General features: G+C 69.0%; 14 protein-coding genes. 8 read left to right on the forward strand and 6 right to left on the reverse strand.

What is annotated here, in order from left to right; translation table 11 throughout:
• A partial coding sequence (locus ABTW65_RS16590; protein ID WP_350661943.1) for an HNH endonuclease signature motif containing protein occupies positions 1 to 1,008 on the forward strand: 1,008 nt, incomplete at its 5' end.
• Between the two features lie 618 nt (positions 1,009 to 1,626).
• Here ABTW65_RS16590 and ABTW65_RS16595 read toward each other — a convergent pair.
• From ABTW65_RS16595 to asnB, 6 genes are all read right to left on the reverse strand, one after another.
• Entirely contained in the window at positions 1,627 to 1,962 is a 336-nt protein-coding gene (locus ABTW65_RS16595; RefSeq protein WP_350661945.1) for an ArsR/SmtB family transcription factor, read from the reverse strand.
• Between the two features lie 4 nt (positions 1,963 to 1,966).
• On the reverse strand, positions 1,967 to 2,608 hold the full coding sequence (locus ABTW65_RS16600) for an SRPBCC family protein (protein ID WP_350661947.1): 642 nt from the start codon (positions 2,606 to 2,608) through the stop codon (positions 1,967 to 1,969).
• A 42-nt stretch (positions 2,609 to 2,650) separates the two neighbouring features.
• Positions 2,651 to 3,589, reverse strand: coding sequence for a hypothetical protein (locus tag ABTW65_RS16605; RefSeq protein WP_350661949.1), 939 nt, complete (start codon positions 3,587 to 3,589; stop codon positions 2,651 to 2,653).
• On the reverse strand, positions 3,582 to 3,809 hold the full coding sequence (locus tag ABTW65_RS16610) for a hypothetical protein (protein WP_350661951.1): 228 nt from the start codon (positions 3,807 to 3,809) through the stop codon (positions 3,582 to 3,584). The genes ABTW65_RS16605 and ABTW65_RS16610 overlap by 8 nt, the downstream gene beginning before the upstream one ends.
• Positions 3,810 to 3,890: 81 nt before the next feature.
• Entirely contained in the window at positions 3,891 to 4,910 is a 1,020-nt protein-coding gene (nadE, locus tag ABTW65_RS16615) for an NAD(+) synthase (protein WP_350661953.1), read from the reverse strand.
• On the reverse strand, positions 4,907 to 6,925 hold the full coding sequence (asnB, locus tag ABTW65_RS16620; protein WP_350661955.1) for an asparagine synthase (glutamine-hydrolyzing): 2,019 nt from the start codon (positions 6,923 to 6,925) through the stop codon (positions 4,907 to 4,909). Before asnB ends, nadE begins: the two co-directional genes overlap by 4 nt.
• 182 nt (positions 6,926 to 7,107) lie before the next feature.
• Between asnB and ABTW65_RS16625 the strand changes: the two genes are divergently transcribed.
• From ABTW65_RS16625 to ABTW65_RS16655, 7 genes are all read left to right on the forward strand, one after another.
• Positions 7,108 to 7,383, forward strand: coding sequence for an acyl carrier protein (locus ABTW65_RS16625; RefSeq protein ID WP_350661958.1), 276 nt, complete (start codon positions 7,108 to 7,110; stop codon positions 7,381 to 7,383).
• Positions 7,384 to 7,393: 10 nt separating this feature from the next.
• Positions 7,394 to 8,002: a serine O-acetyltransferase gene (locus tag ABTW65_RS16630; protein ID WP_350661960.1), complete on the forward strand. Its 609-nt coding sequence runs from the start codon at positions 7,394 to 7,396 to the stop codon at positions 8,000 to 8,002.
• Positions 7,999 to 8,829, forward strand: a complete 831-nt coding sequence (locus ABTW65_RS16635) for a glycosyltransferase family 2 protein (protein ID WP_350661962.1) — start codon at positions 7,999 to 8,001, stop codon at positions 8,827 to 8,829. Before ABTW65_RS16630 ends, ABTW65_RS16635 begins: the two co-directional genes overlap by 4 nt.
• 19 nt (positions 8,830 to 8,848) lie before the next feature.
• Positions 8,849 to 13,603 (forward strand): DUF4082 domain-containing protein, encoded by a 4,755-nt coding sequence (locus ABTW65_RS16640; protein ID WP_350661964.1) that lies wholly within the window; start codon positions 8,849 to 8,851, stop codon positions 13,601 to 13,603.
• 81 nt (positions 13,604 to 13,684) lie between these two features.
• The gene (locus tag ABTW65_RS16645; RefSeq protein ID WP_350661966.1) at positions 13,685 to 14,755 is read left to right on the forward strand and encodes a Gfo/Idh/MocA family protein; all 1,071 of its coding nucleotides are present in this window, start codon (positions 13,685 to 13,687) and stop codon (positions 14,753 to 14,755) included.
• Positions 14,752 to 15,768: an NAD-dependent epimerase/dehydratase family protein gene (locus ABTW65_RS16650; protein ID WP_350661968.1), complete on the forward strand. Its 1,017-nt coding sequence runs from the start codon at positions 14,752 to 14,754 to the stop codon at positions 15,766 to 15,768. The genes ABTW65_RS16645 and ABTW65_RS16650 overlap by 4 nt, the downstream gene beginning before the upstream one ends.
• Positions 15,765 to 17,000 (forward strand): DegT/DnrJ/EryC1/StrS family aminotransferase, encoded by a 1,236-nt coding sequence (locus ABTW65_RS16655; protein WP_350661970.1) that lies wholly within the window; start codon positions 15,765 to 15,767, stop codon positions 16,998 to 17,000. The genes ABTW65_RS16650 and ABTW65_RS16655 overlap by 4 nt, the downstream gene beginning before the upstream one ends.
• Positions 17,001 to 17,005: the final 5 nt, after the last annotated feature.

Below are 17,005 nucleotides of genomic sequence, written 5' to 3' on the forward strand. Positions count from 1 at the left end.
CTATTGGTCGACAAGGGCCCCGCCCGCTCGCAGATCAAACTCGCGACCAGTGTCGCGAAGTACGACCTTGTCGCTGCCGGCCTGGCTGAGGGTGTCGTGTCCCAGGACAAAGCCCGGGTGATCACCAAAGCGCTCGACAAGATCGAGACCAACCCGATCGCGAGTGCTGAAGACCTGGTGTTGGCCGAGAAGCTGCTGGTCGACTACGCCACCAGGCTGACCGCCAACGAACTGCGCATCGTCGGCAAACGAATCCTGGTCGAGGTCGATCCGGTCCGGTTCGAGGATGCCGAGGCGAAGGCGCTATTGGCTGAGGAAGAGCGGGCCCAGCAGAAGACCGCGTTGCGGGTGTGGGACAACCACGACGGCACCGTCGGGTTCGACGGCGTCCTGCCGACCTCGATGGGGATGAGGTTCAAGCGGCTGGTCGAGGCCTACGCCCAACCCCGCAAACAGCAGTTGGTTGCCAAGGGCGCGCCCCTGCCGCCGTGGGAGCGACTCATGGGCCAGGGCTTCGCCCGGCTCCTCGAGACCGTCGACCCCGCCGCGCTGCCCCGCCACGGTGGCGACGCCACCACCATCAACGTGGTCATCTCCCTCGAGGAGCTCCGCAAGGACCTCGGCATCGCGACCCTGGGCTATGACGAGACCAACGGCACCACGATCTCGGCGGCCGAGGCCCGCCGGATGGCGTGCAACGCCACCATCATCCCCTGGGTGTTGGGCGGAGACAGCGAGGTCCTCGACGCCGGCCGCGGCAGCAGGTTCTTCCAGCCGATCCAGCGCAAGGCGATGCGGTTGCAGCAGAAGTGCTGCCAAGCCGAGGGCTGTGACATGCCGCCGGAGTGGTGCGACGCCCACCATCTAGAACCGTGGGCTGCCGGCGGCAAGACCAACCTCAAAGACGGCGCCCTGCTCTGCCCCCACCATCACCGCTTAGCGCACAACTCCGCCTACACCCATGAGCGGCTACCGGATGGAACGATCCGATTCACCCGCCGCCCCTAACCAGCTGGGCGAGAAATCACTCCACCAGGCCTGCACGCTAGCCCTGATGACACCGTCGCTGACCGGTCTCGGTCTTGCTGAAGCCGTCTGTCCCGGTGCCCAACGAGCGTTTCGGCCAACTCCCTCGACTCCACACTGGCCGTTTCCCGGCTGGTGGGGACACTTCCCCACGGCGGCGGAGGTTCCCCACGCCCCGGAGGGTGGGGAACCTCCACGCCCGTGGGGAAGTCTTCGGATCAGTGGTGAACTCATGACCTACCAGGCACCGAACCGGGCCCAGCCACCGCGACGGCCCGCTTGTGAATGGTTCACAAGGTCCCGCCCACTGTCGTAGGCACCCACGAGGCACCGGACTGTCCGCGCACGACCAGCCACAGCCCCAAACCCGTACCCAACTGAAACCGCTGCACCACACCCTCGCCGCCGACCCGATACAGGCCAAATCTTTCTCGATCGGGTGCCGGGTCAAGGATCGCCGGAGGCGACCGGCGAAGCCGGCGGCCGAAGGCCGTCCTTGACGCGGTGCGTGATCGAGAAACAATCAAACCAAGGGTCGGCGGCGAAACACCGAGACGAAGCCACGGCCACCTCCACGAGCCTTCCGTGCCCGAAATCGGCTCAGTCCCCCGAAGAACCCTTCCGACGCCCCCGCCGAATCTCCGTGTCGAGAGCGTCCAGGTGCTGCGTCCAGAAGCGACGGAACGGTGTGAGCCAGGCGTCGACCTCGGCCATCGGGCCGGTGTCGAGGGAGTAGATGCGGCGGGTGCCGTCGGGACGTACGTTGGCGAAGCCGTGCTCGCGCAGGACCTTGAGCTGCATGGAGACGGCGGGCTGGCGGATGCCGAACTCGGCCGAGATGGTCTCGACGATCTCGCCGGAAGTGAGGTCGTCGGACGCCAGGAGCTCGAGGATGCGGCGGCGTACGGGATCGCCGAGGACGTCGAAGGCGTGCAAGCGGCTAGTCCGGCATCGCGGTGTAAGCGGCGACGCAGCGCTCGCCGGCGGCCCGGGCCTGGTCGGGGGAGGTGCCGAAGGCGATGTCGGCCTCGACCCAGGCGGCGGCGGAGCCCTTGGTGTGCTCGATCATCGCGGGCAGCGCGTCGGGGGACATCGGGTCCATCTTCTCGGCCTCGGGGGCGGAGAGGTGGAGGGCCAGGCCGAGCAGCATCTGCTCCCAGCCGATGCCGACTGCGCTGGGGCCGAACTCCTTCCACTGCTCCGGCGGGACCGGGGCGGAGTGCTCGAGGCGGAGCAGCGTACGGCCGCTGGAGGCGGTCAGGGTTGCGTCGACCCAGGACATCATGTCGCCGTAGGCCCAGGTGATCGAGAGCAGCTTCGGGCGGTCGCAGGCGAGGATCTCGCCGCCGGCGTTGCCCTCGAGCTGGTAGCGGCCGCCGACCTCGAAGTCGCCGGTGACCGGCATCAGCCAGCGCGGGATGCGCTCCTTGGTCGTCAGTGCGTCCCAGACCTCGTCGGGCTCGGCGTCGTAGCTGCGCTCGACGACGAGCACGCGCAGCTCCTCGCCGCCGCGGGTCGTGGTGGTCAGGGCGCGGTTCACGGCGCCGAGGTGGTCGGCAGGAATGAAGGGTGGTGTGCTCATGCCTGCGACGTTATATCAATGAATCTTGATATTCAACCCTGCTCAGCCGCCAGGCAGGTGCGCCTCGGGCCCGACGAACCGGAACGCGATCTGGAGCTTCTTGAGGCTCCTGGGATCCGGGGTCGACTTCGCCCCGGTGCCGCCAGTCTTGAGCTCGAACTTCTTCCAGGTGGCGAGGGTGGCGTCGTCCACGATGCCGTTGACCACGAGGTTCGCGTCGGCCTTGGCGTTGAGCGCGTTCTGGATCCACCCCACCCCGTTGGTGCGGATCCGCTTGCCCTTGCGGAGTCCCGCGGCGATCTGGAACTGCTGCTGGACGATCGCCAGGTTCGACTTGGTGTTCTTCGGCTTCCACACGGGCTTGGCCCTCGACCTCGCGTACGCCGCGTAGTCGAAGATCGTGGCCCTGATGTCGGCGGGGTGCCAGGCCTTGTCGGTGTTCGCGCCGTGCTGGCCCTTGAGACCGAACGCGTGGTGCAGGTAGTCCTCGAGCTGCGAGCTCGTGGCCTGGAAGCCGAAGAGAGCCGAGCCCCCGTCGACGTACTTCCCGACCCTGACCCCGAGGTCGCGGAAGTCGTCGGTCCGGACGATTCCGGACTGCGGCGGAAGCGTGAACCCGTGGATGTGGTGGCCGAAGGCCGGCGGGAACCGGTACCAGCAGGCGTACCCGAGCGCCCGTAGCCACTTCTCCTGGGTCCTCCAGTTCACGCCCGGGATGTGCAGGTCGGTGCACGCGTCGTGGTCATGGGTGCCCGCGGACGCCTTGACGGTGTCGTTGAACGGCGCCTGGATGATGACGATCCTGGTGCCGAACTTCTTCTGCGCAGCGGTGTCGATCGCGCACAGGTGCGCGATGGTCCGAGCCGACCCCTTGACCTGCTTGCCGCTCGAGGTCGTTCGCGACCACAGCGCCAGATCGGTCTGCTTCGGGGGGTTGTTCCAGTCGATCGACTTGCCGTTGAGGGTGAGCATCTCACTCATAGATCAGGTCCTCCGGAAGATCCTCGGCAGGGATCATCGCGTCGGTGCCTGCGGTCTCCGCAGCCTCGCCGTCCTCGGTGTCCTCGTCGAAGATGTTGATAGCGGTGACGGCCTCGTCGATCTCGATCTCGAGTGCGTCGATCATCGGCTTGGCTTCGGTGTCGGAGAGACCGAGTGACAGGTCTACGATCTCGCCGGGTTCTGGTGATGGATCGGACATGGAACCTCCTGGGTTCTGGATGGGACATGTCTCCATCCACCCTGTTCCGGTCACCGCACGGCGAGCCGCAGCCTCAAAGATCTACCTAGGACTGGCGATCTCGGCGACGTCCTCGACGAGCATCGGGGCGGCATGGAAGTAGGCGGTGGTACGCCGCTTCTGCTCGATGTCGCGGTAGACGCGTTCGACCTGCTCGACGGTGAGCCCGGTGGCCTCGGCGACCTCGGCGGTCGGTACGCCGTGGTTGAGCCCGTAGAGGCACAGGTCCATCCGCTGGTAGGGCAGCGAGAAGTAGAACTCCTCCTGCGACTGCTCCAGCGAGTAGGTGTCTGTGGTCGAGGGGCGGGCCTGGATCTCCTCGGGCACGCCGAGGTGGGCGGCCATCGCGTAGACCTGCGACTTGTAGAGGTGCGCGATCGGCTTCACGTCGGCGGCACCGTCGCCGAGCTTCACGAAGAAGCCCTGGTCGTACTCGAGCCGGTTCGGGGTGCCGGCGACGGCGTAGTTGAGCCGGTCGGCGTGGAAGTACTCCAGCGCCTTGCGGGCACGCTGCTTGAAGTTCGTCGCGGCCACGATCTCGAGGTAGGCCTCGGTCGTCAGCCGGTGCGTGCTCTGGGTGCCGGAGGGGTCCTCGACGACCACTGAGAAGAGCCGGAACGCGTCGGAGTCGACCACGCTGGGCAGCACGATCTTCGACTTCCACCCCTGCCCGTACGCCGGCACCACCCGCCGGATCGCGTCGTCGCGACGCTGGTACGCACCGAGGCCGACCAGCACCGGCGAGATGTCCTCGAGCGCCGAGTCGATCCCGAGGGCGTCGGTCAGCTTCGTACTGAACCCGATCGTGTCCTCGGAGGACTCCTGCTCGGGCATGTGCAGCGCGAAGACCCGCTCCGGGCCGAGCGCCTTGACCGCCAGCGCGGCGACCACGCTGGAGTCGATCCCGCCGGAGACCCCGAGCACGATGCCCTTGCGCTTGTTGGCCACCAGGTAGCGGCGGATCGCGTCGCCGATCCGGGTCGCCTCCGCCTCCTCGTCGATACGGAGCGTCTCCAGTCCGTACGCTGCGTTCTGGCTGTTCGCGGTCATGATGGTCGTCATGCTGGGGTCCTTCCGGTGGGCTCGAGGCTGGTGGTCCCGAGAATCTGGTCGAAGACGGTGAGTGGCGTTGGCGGTGAGGCCGATGCGATGGGTGCGGTGAGCAGCTCGCTGTGCAGCAGCTGGGTCGACAGGACGGCGACCAGGCGCATGTTGTCGGTGTTTCCGAGACCCCGGCCGCCCGTGCGCCGGGCCTTCTCCAGCAGCCGCTGGACGAGGTCGGGCCGGAAGACCCCGGCGGCCTCCAGCGCGGAGCCGGAGGTGACGTCGAAGACCCAGTCCGGGGTGCCGCCGGCGAAGAACGCGGCCGCGTCCGGCGCCCGGTAGGGCTGCTTGGGGCGGCGCAGGATCTCCTCGGGCACCAGGTCGGCGAAGGCCCGCTTGAGCAGGTGCTTCTCGTCCATGCCGAGGATCTTGTGCTCGGCGGGGACGCGGCCGGCGAGCTCGGCGACGTGCGGGTCCAGGAACGGGAACCGGCCCTCGACCGAGTTGCCCATCAGCATCCGGTCGCCCTGGGAGGCCAGGATGTAGCCGGGCAGCAGGGTCGTCATCTCCAGCCACTGGGCGCGCGCGACCGGGTCCCACGAGGCGGCCGCGGCGGGCATCGCGTCGACGACGCCGTCGGCCGCACGGCCGGGCCACCGGATCTCCGGCCGCAGCATCGAGCCGAGCACCGCCGTGGAGTCCCACCGCGGCCGGTGCGACATCGCCAGGTCGTCGGGAGAGAGGTTGCGGGAGAAGAAGCTGCGCGCGAACGCCGGCGCCTGGTTGGGGGAGCGGTGCATCCATGGGTAGAGCTGCTCGACCGCCGCCTCGGCGGCCTCCGGGTCCCGCAGCCACAGATCGCGGATCTTGGCCTCGCGGAAGATGTCGTAGCCACCGAGCACCTCATCGGCGCCCTCGCCAGTGACGACCACCTTGAAGCCGGACTCTCGCACGAGCCGGGAGAGCAGGAACATCGGCGCCGGGGCGGTCCGCAGCAGCGGCGACTCGGCGTGGCGTACGACCTGGGGGAAGACGTCGGCGATGTCGCGCTCGCTGACCACGACGTCGTGGTGGACGGTGCCGAGCCGCTCGGCCATCAGCGCCTGGAAGCCGCCCTCGTCGAACTCGGCCTCGGCAAACCGCAGCGAGAACGTGTGCAGCGGCGCACTGGTGAAGCCGGCAATTGCCCCGGCCGTGACCGCGGAGTCGATCCCGCCAGAGAGGTACGCCGCCACCGGCACGTCGCTGCGCTCGAACCGCAGCCGAGTGGCGGCCATCAGCGTCGTACGCAGCGCCTCGGCGTTGGCCTCCAGGTCGGTGAGCTCCTCGGCCCCTGCCGGCGGGAACGAGGGTGCCCAGTACCGGCGCTCGAGCTCGACGCCATCGCGGAAGGAAAGGTAGGAGCCCGGCGGCACCTGCGCGATGTCGCGGAAGACGGTGCGCGGCGCGACCGCCGACCACAGGGTCAGCACCTGGTCCAGCCCGGCCGGGTCCAGCTCGCGCGGGACGTCGGGGGAGGCGTACAGCGCCTTGACCTCGGAGGCGAAGAGCAGTTGCCCGGCGGCGCGCGTGTAGAAGAGCGGGCGGACGCCGAAGCGGTCCCGGGAGAGGACGAGCGTTCCCGTCCGGCGGTCCCAGATAGCCAGCGCCCACTGGCCGTTGAACCGCTCGAAGCAGCCCGGCCCCCACTCCTCCCAGGCGTGCACGATGACCTCGGTGTCCGAGCGGGTGTCGAAGACGTGGCCGCGGGAGCGGAGCTGCGCGGCCAGCTCGACGTGGTTGAAGATCTCGCCGTTGAAGGTGACCCAGACCTGCTCGCTCTCGCCTGAGGATCGGCACGAGCGGCTGGTCATCGGCTGGGTGCCGCCGGCCGTGTCCACGATCGCCAGCCGGGTGTGGCCGAGCGCGACCCGCTCGTCGCGGTAGTAGCCGCTGCCGTCGGGGCCACGGTGGGCAAGAGCGCCCAGCATGTCCCGCACGAGGGCAGGGTCAGGCGCCTCGGTGCTGCTCAGCACCCCACAGATCCCGCACATGGCGCTCCTCGATCGATCCCGAACGGTGCCCGAAGGTTTGCTCGTGCAGGTATGGCAGGGCATCGGGATCGGCCGGTTTATCACCCAATGTCGGCATCTCCGGGCCCGATTTCGGCTCCCGACCCGCTTCGGCTGACAGAACAAAGGGGCATTCGAAGACCGTTCACAAACAGGGAGATGTGATGACGGACGTACAGCGCACGATCGAAGGCTTCATCCTCGACAGCCTGCTGCTGGGTGATGAGACCCGGCTGCCCGGGCCGTCGGAGTCGCTGGTCGAGTCGGGCGTGATCGATTCGACCGGGATCCTGGAGCTCATCGAGTTCCTCGAGGCGGAGTTCGAGATCTCCGTCGACGAGGCCGAGACCGTGCCCGAGAACCTCGACGGGGTCGCCAACCTGGTGGCGTACGTCGGCCGGAAGACCGCGGTCCAGGATCGAGAGAGCCTTGCTAGTTGACGGAGCCCGGGTGACAGGCGACTTCGACGTCGACCTGGCCAAGATGTACGCGATCGTCCTCGACGGTCCGCGTACGTCTTGGCTGTCCCGGCTGCGCTTCTGGCTCTTCGACTACGAGCTGCACTGCGTCGCCTGCTACCGCTTCGGACGCTGGGCGACCCGGCTGCGCACCCGCAACCGCCTGCTCGGCGTGCTCGCGCTGGGGGTCTACTGGTTCTGGAACCGGCGCAACATCCGCGTCCACCACGCCGACATCTTCCGGCGCGCCGACATCGGGCCCGGGCTGCTGCTCATGCACCGCTCGGGCATCATCGTCGGCCCGGCCGTGGTCGGCAGCAACTGCGTCCTCCACCAGAACGTCACCATCGGCCAGCGCATCGCCGACGGCGACCAGGGTCTGCCCACGATCGGCGACGACGTCTGGATCGGTCCGGGCGCGGTGATCACCGGCGCGATCACGGTCGGCGACGGCTGCACGATCTCCGCCGGCACCGTGCTGTCCAAGGACGTACCGCCCCACAGCCTCGTCTGCGGCAACCCCGGCCGGGTCATCGCCAAGGACTACGACAACAGCAACATGATCAATTTCGTCGTCCCCAACGGGGTGCGACCGTCATGATCGCGAGCGTCGTGGTGCCGGCGCACAACGAGGCCAAGGGGCTGTCGGAGAACCTGACGGCTCTGCTCGACGGCATCCCTCACGGGGCCGTCGAGGTGGTGGTCGTGTGCAACGGCTGCACCGACGACACCGCCGCGGTGGCGCGGAAGGTCCCGGGCGTACGCGTCCTGGAGATCGCCGAGGCCTCCAAAGCGCGCGCGGTCGAGGTCGGGAACGCCGCGGCCACGATCTATCCGCGGCTGCACCTCGATGCCGACGTACGCCTCACCGGCACCGACCTGCTCCGACTGGTCGACGCGCTCGACGAGGACGGGGTGCTGGCCGTCGCGCCCGGGCGGAGCATCCCGACCGAGCACTCCTCCTGGCCGGTCCGTGCCTACTACCGGGTGTGGCAGTCCCTCCCGGCCGTACGCAGCGGCCTGTTCGGCCGCGGAGCCTTCTGCCTCACCGTCGAGGGCCAGGCCCGGGTCGCTGCCGGCGCGAGCCTCATGAACGACGACCTGGTCGCCTCGGAGCTGTTCACGCCCGCCGAGCGCCGGGTTGTCGCCGACGCGACCGTGGTCGTGCGGCCGCCGCGTACGGTCAAAGACCTGGTCAGGCGCAGGATCCGCGTCGCGACCGGTAATGCCCAAGCCGACGCCCATGGTGCTCGGCAAGGATCCACCTCTTTCTCGGATCTCCTCACGCTCGGGCTGCGTCAGCCTGCGATCGGACTTCGGGTTCCGGTCTTCATGACAGTCACCCTCGTCGCTCGGATGCTCTCCCGCAGAGCTGTCCGGACCGGCGACTACACCACCTGGTTACGCGACGAGAGCTCGCGAGCCTGATCCGAGAAGGAGCACGACTGTGAAGCTGCGAACGGGACTGGCCGCGTTGCTCGGAGTTGTTCTTGTCACCCCTGTCATATCGCTCGTCACTGCCACGAGCGCCAGTGCCGACCCATGTGGCCCGGAGGGCAATGCGATTGCATGTGAGAACAGCAAACCGGGGAGTCCCTCGAGCGAATGGGGCATCACCGGCGCCGGTGACAGCTCGATCCAGGGGTTTGCCACCGACATCAGTGTCGACGCCGGCAACCGGATCGACTTCAAGGTCGACACCAATGCCTCGGCGTACACGGTCACGATCTACCGGATGGGCTACTACGGCGGTGACGGCGCCCGCAGGATCACCTCGGTGACCCCGTCGGCGAGCCTCCCGCAGAACCAGCCCAACTGCTATCGCGACACCACCACCGAGATCACCGACTGCGGCAACTGGGCGGTCTCGGCCTCCTGGAACGTGCCGGTGACAGCGGTCTCGGGCGTCTACGTCGCCAAGCTGGATCGCGCCGACACCAACGAGTCGAGCCACATCACCTTCATCGTCCGTGACGACGACAGCACCTCCGACGTCGTCTTCCAGACCTCCGACACCACCTGGCAGGCCTACAACAACTACGGCGGGTCCAGCTTCTACACCGGCGGCGGGAACGGCCGGGCCTACAAGCTCAGCTACAACCGCCCGTTCGCGACCCGCTCCGGCGGGACGTCCCACGACTTCTTCTTCGCCAACGAATACCCGCTGGTGAGGTTCCTGGAGCGCAACGGCTACGACGTCAGCTACATCTCCGGCATCGACACCGACCGTCGCGGCGGGCTGCTCACCAACCACGAGACCTTCTTGAGCGTCGGGCACGACGAGTACTGGAGCGGTCAGCAGCGGGCCAACGTCGAGGCCGCCCGCGACGCGGGTGTGAACCTGCAGTTCCTGAGCGGCAACGAGGTCTACTGGCGGACCCGCTACGAGGCCTCGAAGGACGGCACCAACACGCCCTACCGGACCCTGGTCACCTATAAGGAGTCCTGGGCGCAGGCCAAGCTCGACCCGGCCCCGGAGTCGACCGGCACTTGGCGCGACCCGCGCTACACCCCCAAGAGCCTGGGCGGTGGCAAGCCGGAGAACTCCCTGACCGGCACCATCTTCATGTCCAACCTGACCGACCTGCCGGTGACCGTGAAGAAGTCGCAGGGTGGGCTGCGGCTGTGGCGCAACACCGGGCTGTCCGGGATGACCGCTGACCAGACCGAGCTGGCGCCACACACTGTCGGCTATGAGTCCGACGAGGACCAGGACAACGGGTTCCGACCACCCGGCCTGATCCGGATGTCGGAGACGACTGGGTTCATCGACAACCAGTACATGACCGACTTCGGCCGGACCACGGGCGACGGCACCACTACCCACGCGCTCACGCTCTATCGGGCCGCCAGCGGCGCGCTCGTCTTCGGCGCGGGATCGGTCCAATGGACCTGGGGCCTCGACTCCGAGCACGACAACCCGTATCACGACGAGACCGCCGACCGCCGGATGCAGCAGGCGCAGGTGAACCTGCTGGCCGACATGGACGCCCAGCCGACGACGCTGATGAGCGGCCTGGTCGCGGCGACCAAGACCACTGACACGACCGGTCCGTCGGTCGCCATCACGTCGCCGGCTGCCGGCTCGACACAACCCAACGGCACCAAGGTGACGCTCACCGGCACCGCGACAGACACGGGCGGTGGCGTGGTGGCCGGAGTCGAGTACTCCCTCGATGACGGCACCTCGTGGCACCCGGCGAACGGCACGACCGCCTGGTCGGTGACGTACGTCCAGCCAGGGGTCGGCAGCACCCCGGTCCGGGTCCGCGCAGTCGATGACAGCGCCAACATCGGCACCGCTGTGACCAGGAGCTTCGCGGTCACCTGCCCGTGCAGCATCCTCGGCCAGCGCGAGGTGCCGACGACCTGGAACGCCGTCACCAGCCCGGCGACACCGTCGGCCAACGACGGCGGCGCCGCCGAGCTCGGCCTGCGCTTCACGCCCCAGGCCGACGGGTACGTCGCGGGCGTCCGCTTCTTCAAGGGCGCCGGCAACACCGGCACCCACGTGGGTTCCCTGTGGAGCAGCAGCGGCGAGCGGCTGGCCCAGGTCACCTTCACCAACGAGTCGAGCGGCGGCTGGCAGTCGGCGACGTTCAGCCAGCCGGTCGCGGTCGCCGCGGGGGCGAGATACACCGTCTCCTACACGGCTCCGGCGGGGCACTATGCGGTGGCGCCATGGGCGTTCGCGGCACAGGGATTCGAGGCGTACCCGTTCGAGGTCGAGGGTGGCTATGGTGCCGCTCCGGCAGGGGTCTACGCGGGTGCCGGGCAGTTCCCGGCGAGCTCCTACCAGAACCCCAACTACTTCGTGGACGTGCTGTTCACGACCACGGACAACTCGCCGCTGACCGCCACCAACCAGTGGCCGCTGGCCGACTCCTCCTCGGTCCCGCGCAACACCACGGTGAGCGCCAGGTTCACCAAGCCGGTGGTCGCCTCGACCGTTGGGCTGCGACTGACCGACTCCCTCGGCAACGTGGTGGCCGGGTCGACGGCCTACGACTCGACGACCAGGACGGTGACCTTCATCCCGTCGGCCAACCTCGCTGGGTTCGTCACCTACACCGCCACGCTCTCGGGGCAGGACAGCGGTGGGACGGCGATCTCGACCGGGAAGACGTGGTCGTTCCGTACGGCCAAGCCGCCGGCCGCGGCAGGAGTCTGCCCGTGCTCGATCTATGACGAGGACGCCACGCCCACGGTCCTCCAGGACCCGGAGAACGCACAGCTGACGCTGGGCGTCAGGTTCCGCGCCGACGTGGCCGGCACCGTCACCGGGGTCAAGTTCTACAAGGGCGTCAACAACGCCGCCCCGCACACCGGCACCCTCTGGTCGGCCAGCGGCGCCGTGCTCGCCCAGGGCACCTTCTCGGGCGAGTCGACCAGTGGCTGGCAGACGCTGACCTTCACCGAGCCGGTGCAGATCCAGGCGAACACCGACTACGTCGCCTCCTACCGCACCAACGGCTACTACTCGGCCACCCCGAACGCCTTCGCATCGGCCGACCTGTCGAAGCCGCCACTGAGGGTGAGCTCGACGGCAGGGGCGTACGCCTATGGCACGGGCTTCCCGGCGGCGACCTCGCCTTCGAGCTACATGGTCGACGTCGTCTTCGAGAAGGGCGCGCCGTCGCTGACGATGACCTCGCGCAGCCCGGTTCCCGGGGCGGTCGAGGTGCCGCGCTCGAGCAACGTGGTGGCGTCGTTCTCCTCGGCGATCAGCTCCGGCTACTCGGTGTCGGCGACCTCGGGCGGCCAGCCCATCCCGGGGACGACGACGCTCGGCAACTCCGGGACCACACTCACCTTCGACCCGACTTCCTCGCTGCCCGCATCCGCGGACGTGACGGTCACGATCAGTGGGGTCACCTCGACCGACGGGGCGAGTCTGCCCACGCAGACCTGGACGTTCCGGACCAGATCCGCGGAGACACCAGCGAGCCAGACGCTCTTCGGTGACGTGGTGCCCGCGGTCGAGGCCCAGGACGACAGCTCTCCGGTCGAGGTCGGGACGCTGTTCAGTCCCACCCGAGACGGGCGGGTGACGGCGATCCGGTTCTACAAGGGAGCCGGCAACGGTGGCACCCACGTCGGGTCGCTGTGGACGTCGACCGGTCAGCGGCTCGCCCAGGTGACCTTCACCGGTGAGACCGCCTCCGGCTGGCAGCAGGCAACGCTGTCCAGTCCGGTCGAGGTGCAGGCAGGGGTGTCGTACATGGTCTCCTACCTGGCTCCGCAGGGGCACTATGCGACCACGTCGCAGTTCTTCGCGAGCGCCTACTCCTCGGGTGACCTGACCGCTCCGGCGGGCACCAACGGTCGCTATCTCTACGGCGCCGCGGGTGGGTTCCCGCAGTACTCGTTCGGGTCGACGAACTACTTCGCCGACGTCGTCTTCGAGCGGGCGGGCCCGACCATCTCGGTCACCGAGCAGGATCCGGACCCGGGCACGACCGAGGTGGCTACCTCGGTGAACCCGTCGATCACGTTCTCGGCACCGATCGCGACCGGGTGGAACATGTCGGTCACGGCCAACGGGTCCTCGGTGGCGGGTTCGGCTGCGCTGAGCACCGACGGACGTACGCTGCGCTTCACCCCGTCGGCGGCGCTGCCGTCCGGGGCGACGGTGTCGGTGTCGGTCTCGGGCGTGGTCTCGACCGACGGGGCGAACCTGCCCACGCAGACGTGGTCGTTCACCACGATCCCGGCCGTCGTGGCCGAGGTGTCGCTGTTCACCGGGGTGACTCCGCAGAACGCGTCGACGCTGGACCTGATGCCGATCGAGCTCGGCACGGCCTTCAGGACATCGGTGGCCGGCTCGGTGACGGCGATCCGGTTCTACAAGGGCACCGGCAACACCGGCACCCACACCGGCTCGCTGTGGAACTCGGCCGGCACCCGGATCGCCCAGGTGACCTTCACCGGCGAGACCGCGACCGGCTGGCAGACGGCCACGTTGCCGACACCGGTCGCGCTCACACCGGGGGCGACGTACGTCGTGTCCTACTACGCGCCCAACGGGCGCTACGCCTCGACGCCCGCCGCCCTCACCCAGTCTCGGACGGTCGGCCCACTGACGGCCCCGGGCGGAGCCAACGGCAGGTATCGGTACGGGTCCGGAGGGGGGCTCCCGAACCGATCCTGGAACTCCACGAACTACTTCGTGGACGTGAGGTTCCGCCCGGCGTCCCCGTAGGCCGGCTGAACGGTCCCTAATTGAAGGGATAGGTGGGGCGAGGCTCTTCGGAGCCTCGCCCGCGCCGATTTCATGGGCGACATGACTGATGTGGATCCGCTCGGCGTGGCAGTGGTCGGGGCCGGTTACTGGGGGCCCAACCTGGTCCGCAACTTCCGGAACGCACGGGACTGGACGCTGGTCGCGGTGGTCGATCTGGACCTCGCGCGGGCCCAAGAGGTGATCGGCGGCGGCACGGACGTACTGGCCACCACCGACCTCGACGAGGTGCTCGCGCGCGATGACGTGGACGCGGTCGCGATCGCGACGCCGGCGGGTACGCATCGCCATCTCGTCGAGCGGGCGCTGCGGGCCGGGAAGCACGTGCTCGTCGAGAAGCCGCTGGCCGACGATGTGGAGTCCGGACGGAGCATGGTCGAGGCCGCGCGAGCCAACGATCTCGTGCTGATGGCCGACCACACCTACTGCTACACGCCGGTCGTGCAGAAGATCCGCGAGCTGATCGAGGACGGGTCGCTCGGCGAGATCCTGTTCGTCGACTCCGTGCGGATCAACCTCGGGCTGGTGCAGCCCGACGTCGATGTCTTCTGGGATCTCGCCCCACACGACCTCTCCATCCTCGACTTCATCCTGCCCGGCGGACTGCGCCCCACCGGGGTCGCTGCGCACGGCGCCGACCCGCTCAGGGCGGGCAAGTCCTGCGTGGGCTACCTGACCCTGCCGCTGGAGGGCGGGGCGATGGCCCACGTCCACGTCAACTGGCTCAGCCCCACCAAGATCAGGCAGATGGTGATCGGCGGGAGCCGGCGTACGTTGGTCTGGGACGACCTCAACCCGCAACAGCGGCTCAGCGTCTTCGACCGCGGCGTCGACCTGGTCCAGCAGAGCGTGGACATCGCCGACCGTGCCGCAGCGACCATCTCCTACCGGCTGGGCGACACCTGGGCGCCGGCGCTGCCCGAGTACGAGGCACTCTCCCGGATGGTCGGCGAGTTCGCCGGGGCGATCAGGGGCGGGCGTGCACCGGTTACCGACGGGGCCGCCGGGCTCCGTGTCCTCTCCGTCCTGGAGGCGGCCCAGACCAGCCTCCGAGCCCGTGGCGCCCTCGTCGAGGTGGCCGCCGAGACCCCGACCCTGGAGCTGATCCGATGACCTCTCCCGACCTCACGAAACTGAACGGCGCGAACGTCCTGGTCACCGGAGGTGCGGGCACGATCGCCTCCACCATCGTGGACCAGCTCCTCGACGCGGGGGTCGCGCACGTCGACGTGCTCGACAGCCTGATCCGGGGCCGCAAGGCCAACCTCGACGACGCTCTCGCCACCGGTCGCGTACGGCTCGTGGAGGGCGACATCCGTGACCGGGACCTGGTCGGCGACCTCACCGCCGGCAAGGACCTGGTCTTCCACCAGGCCGCCATCCGGATCACGCTGTGTGCCGAGGAGCCCCGGCTGGCCAACGAGGTGCTCGTCGACGGCACCTTCAACGTGGTCGAGGCCGCCGTCGACGCGGGTGTCTCGAAGCTGATCTACGCCTCCTCGGCCTCGGTCTTCGGGCTCGCCGAGGAGTTCCCGACGCCGGAGGGGCACCACCACAACAACAACGACACCCTCTACGGAGCCGCGAAGTCCTACAACGAGGGGCTGGTGCGGTCCTTCCGGGCGATGCACGGGCTCGACTACGTCGGGCTGCGCTACTTCAACGTCTACGGACCCCGGATGGACGTCCACGGCGCCTACACCGAGGTGCTGGTGCGGTGGATGGAGCGGATCGCCCACGGCAAGCCGCCGCTGATCTTCGGCGACGGACGCCAGACGATGGACTTCGTCTGCGTCCCCGACATCGCCCGCGCCAACATCCTGGCGGCCGCCTCCGAGGTGAACGAGGGCGTCTACAACATCGCCTCCGGCACCGAGACCTCGCTGCTGGAGCTGGCCGAGGCGCTGCTACGGGCGATGGACTCCCCGCTCGGGGTCGAGCACGGTCCGGAGCGCGCGGTCAACGGGGTCACCCGCCGGCTCGCCTCCATCTCCGCGGCCCGCGACGACCTGGGCTGGGCTCCGACGATCGGGCTCGAGGACGGGCTGCGCCAGCTCGTCGAGTGGTGGGCGCCGCTGCGCTCCGAGATCGCGGCCGGGCGCGAGCTCAGCGGAGGTACGTCGTGAGCCGAATCAACGTCATGCAGCCCTGGCTGGGCGAGGAGGAGGTCGAGGCGGTCGCCGAGGTGCTCCGCTCCGGCTGGGTCGCCCAGGGGCCGCGCGTGGCCGAGTTCGAGCGCCGCTTCGCTTCCTCGCAGCAGGCTGCTCACGCGGTCGCCACCTCGAGCTGTACGACGGCTCTCCACCTGGCGCTGGTCGTGGCGGGAGTGAGCCCCGGTGACGACGTCGTCGTCCCGTCCTTCTCGTTCATCGCGACCGCCAACGCGGCGGTCTACGTCGGCGCCCGGCCGGTCTTCGCGGACGTCTCACCGGTCTCCGGAAACCTCACCGCGTCGACCGTTCGGGAAGCCCTCACGCCTCGGACGACGGCCGTGATCGTGGTCGACCAGGGCGGGGTGCCGGTCGATCTGGACTCGATCCGGAAGGTCTGCGACCCACTCGGCATCATGGTCATCGAGGACGCCGCCTGCGGTGCCGGGTCGACCTACCGAGGTCGTCCCGTGGGCGCCGGCGCCGAGATCGCGGCCTGGTCCTTCCACCCGCGCAAGATCCTCACCACCGGCGAGGGCGGGATGCTGACGACTTCGCGAGCTGACCTTGCCGAGCGGGCGCGCAAGCTGCGCGAGCACGCGATGAGCGTCTCGGCCGCCGACCGGCACGCCAGCCTGGTCTCCCCGCCGGAGTCCTACGACGAGGTCGGCTTCAACTTCCGGATGACCGATCTGCAGGCCGCCGTCGGCCTGGTGCAGCTCGATCGGCTGCCCGAGGTCGTCGCCCGGCGCCGCGAGCTGGCTGCCGTCTACGCGAAGTCGGTCGCCGAGATCGGCGGGCTGCGGGCCGTGGCCGACCCGGCCTGGGGCACCTCCAACTTCCAGTCGTTCTGGATCGAGGTGGGGTACCCCTACGGACTGGACCGGGAGGGGCTGCTGAGCGCCCTGGCCGAGGCCGGGATCTCGGCGCGGCGCGGGATCATGGCGTCGCACCGGCAGCCTGCGTACGCCTCGCCGTCCGTCAGCCTTCCGGCCACCGAGCACCTCACCGACAACACGCTCATCCTGCCGCTCTTCCACCAGATCTCGGACTCGGAGCAGGCGCGGGTCATCGACGTACTCCGGCAGAGCGCGTCCGGGGACCCGGCGCCGAGTCAGGCGTCGTCCAGCGCGTGCGATCGCAAGGCGGAGGAGGGAGGCGGCCCGGGGTTGGCCGCCGACCGACGACAACGCAGCGAGCGTGCGTGATGGGC

Source organism: Nocardioides sp. NPDC127503, from assembly GCF_040302165.1.
Taxonomy (GTDB): domain Bacteria; phylum Actinomycetota; class Actinomycetes; order Propionibacteriales; family Nocardioidaceae; genus Nocardioides.

Excerpts from the sequence above, each read along its gene's own strand:
- ABTW65_RS16610 (WP_350661951.1), bottom strand. The coding sequence starts at position 3,809 with ATGTCCGATCCATCACCAGAACCCGGCGAGATCGTAGACCTGTCACTC.
- ABTW65_RS16605 (WP_350661949.1), bottom strand. The coding sequence starts at position 3,589 with ATGAGTGAGATGCTCACCCTCAACGGCAAGTCGATCGACTGGAACAAC.
- ABTW65_RS16625 (WP_350661958.1), top strand. The coding sequence starts at position 7,108 with ATGACGGACGTACAGCGCACGATCGAAGGCTTCATCCTCGACAGCCTG.
- nadE (WP_350661953.1), bottom strand. The coding sequence starts at position 4,910 with ATGACGACCATCATGACCGCGAACAGCCAGAACGCAGCGTACGGACTG.
- ABTW65_RS16600 (WP_350661947.1), bottom strand. The coding sequence starts at position 2,608 with ATGAGCACACCACCCTTCATTCCTGCCGACCACCTCGGCGCCGTGAAC.
- ABTW65_RS16650 (WP_350661968.1), top strand. The coding sequence starts at position 14,752 with ATGACCTCTCCCGACCTCACGAAACTGAACGGCGCGAACGTCCTGGTC.
- ABTW65_RS16635 (WP_350661962.1), top strand. The coding sequence starts at position 7,999 with ATGATCGCGAGCGTCGTGGTGCCGGCGCACAACGAGGCCAAGGGGCTG.
- ABTW65_RS16645 (WP_350661966.1), top strand. The coding sequence starts at position 13,685 with ATGACTGATGTGGATCCGCTCGGCGTGGCAGTGGTCGGGGCCGGTTAC.
- asnB (WP_350661955.1), bottom strand. The coding sequence starts at position 6,925 with ATGTGCGGGATCTGTGGGGTGCTGAGCAGCACCGAGGCGCCTGACCCT.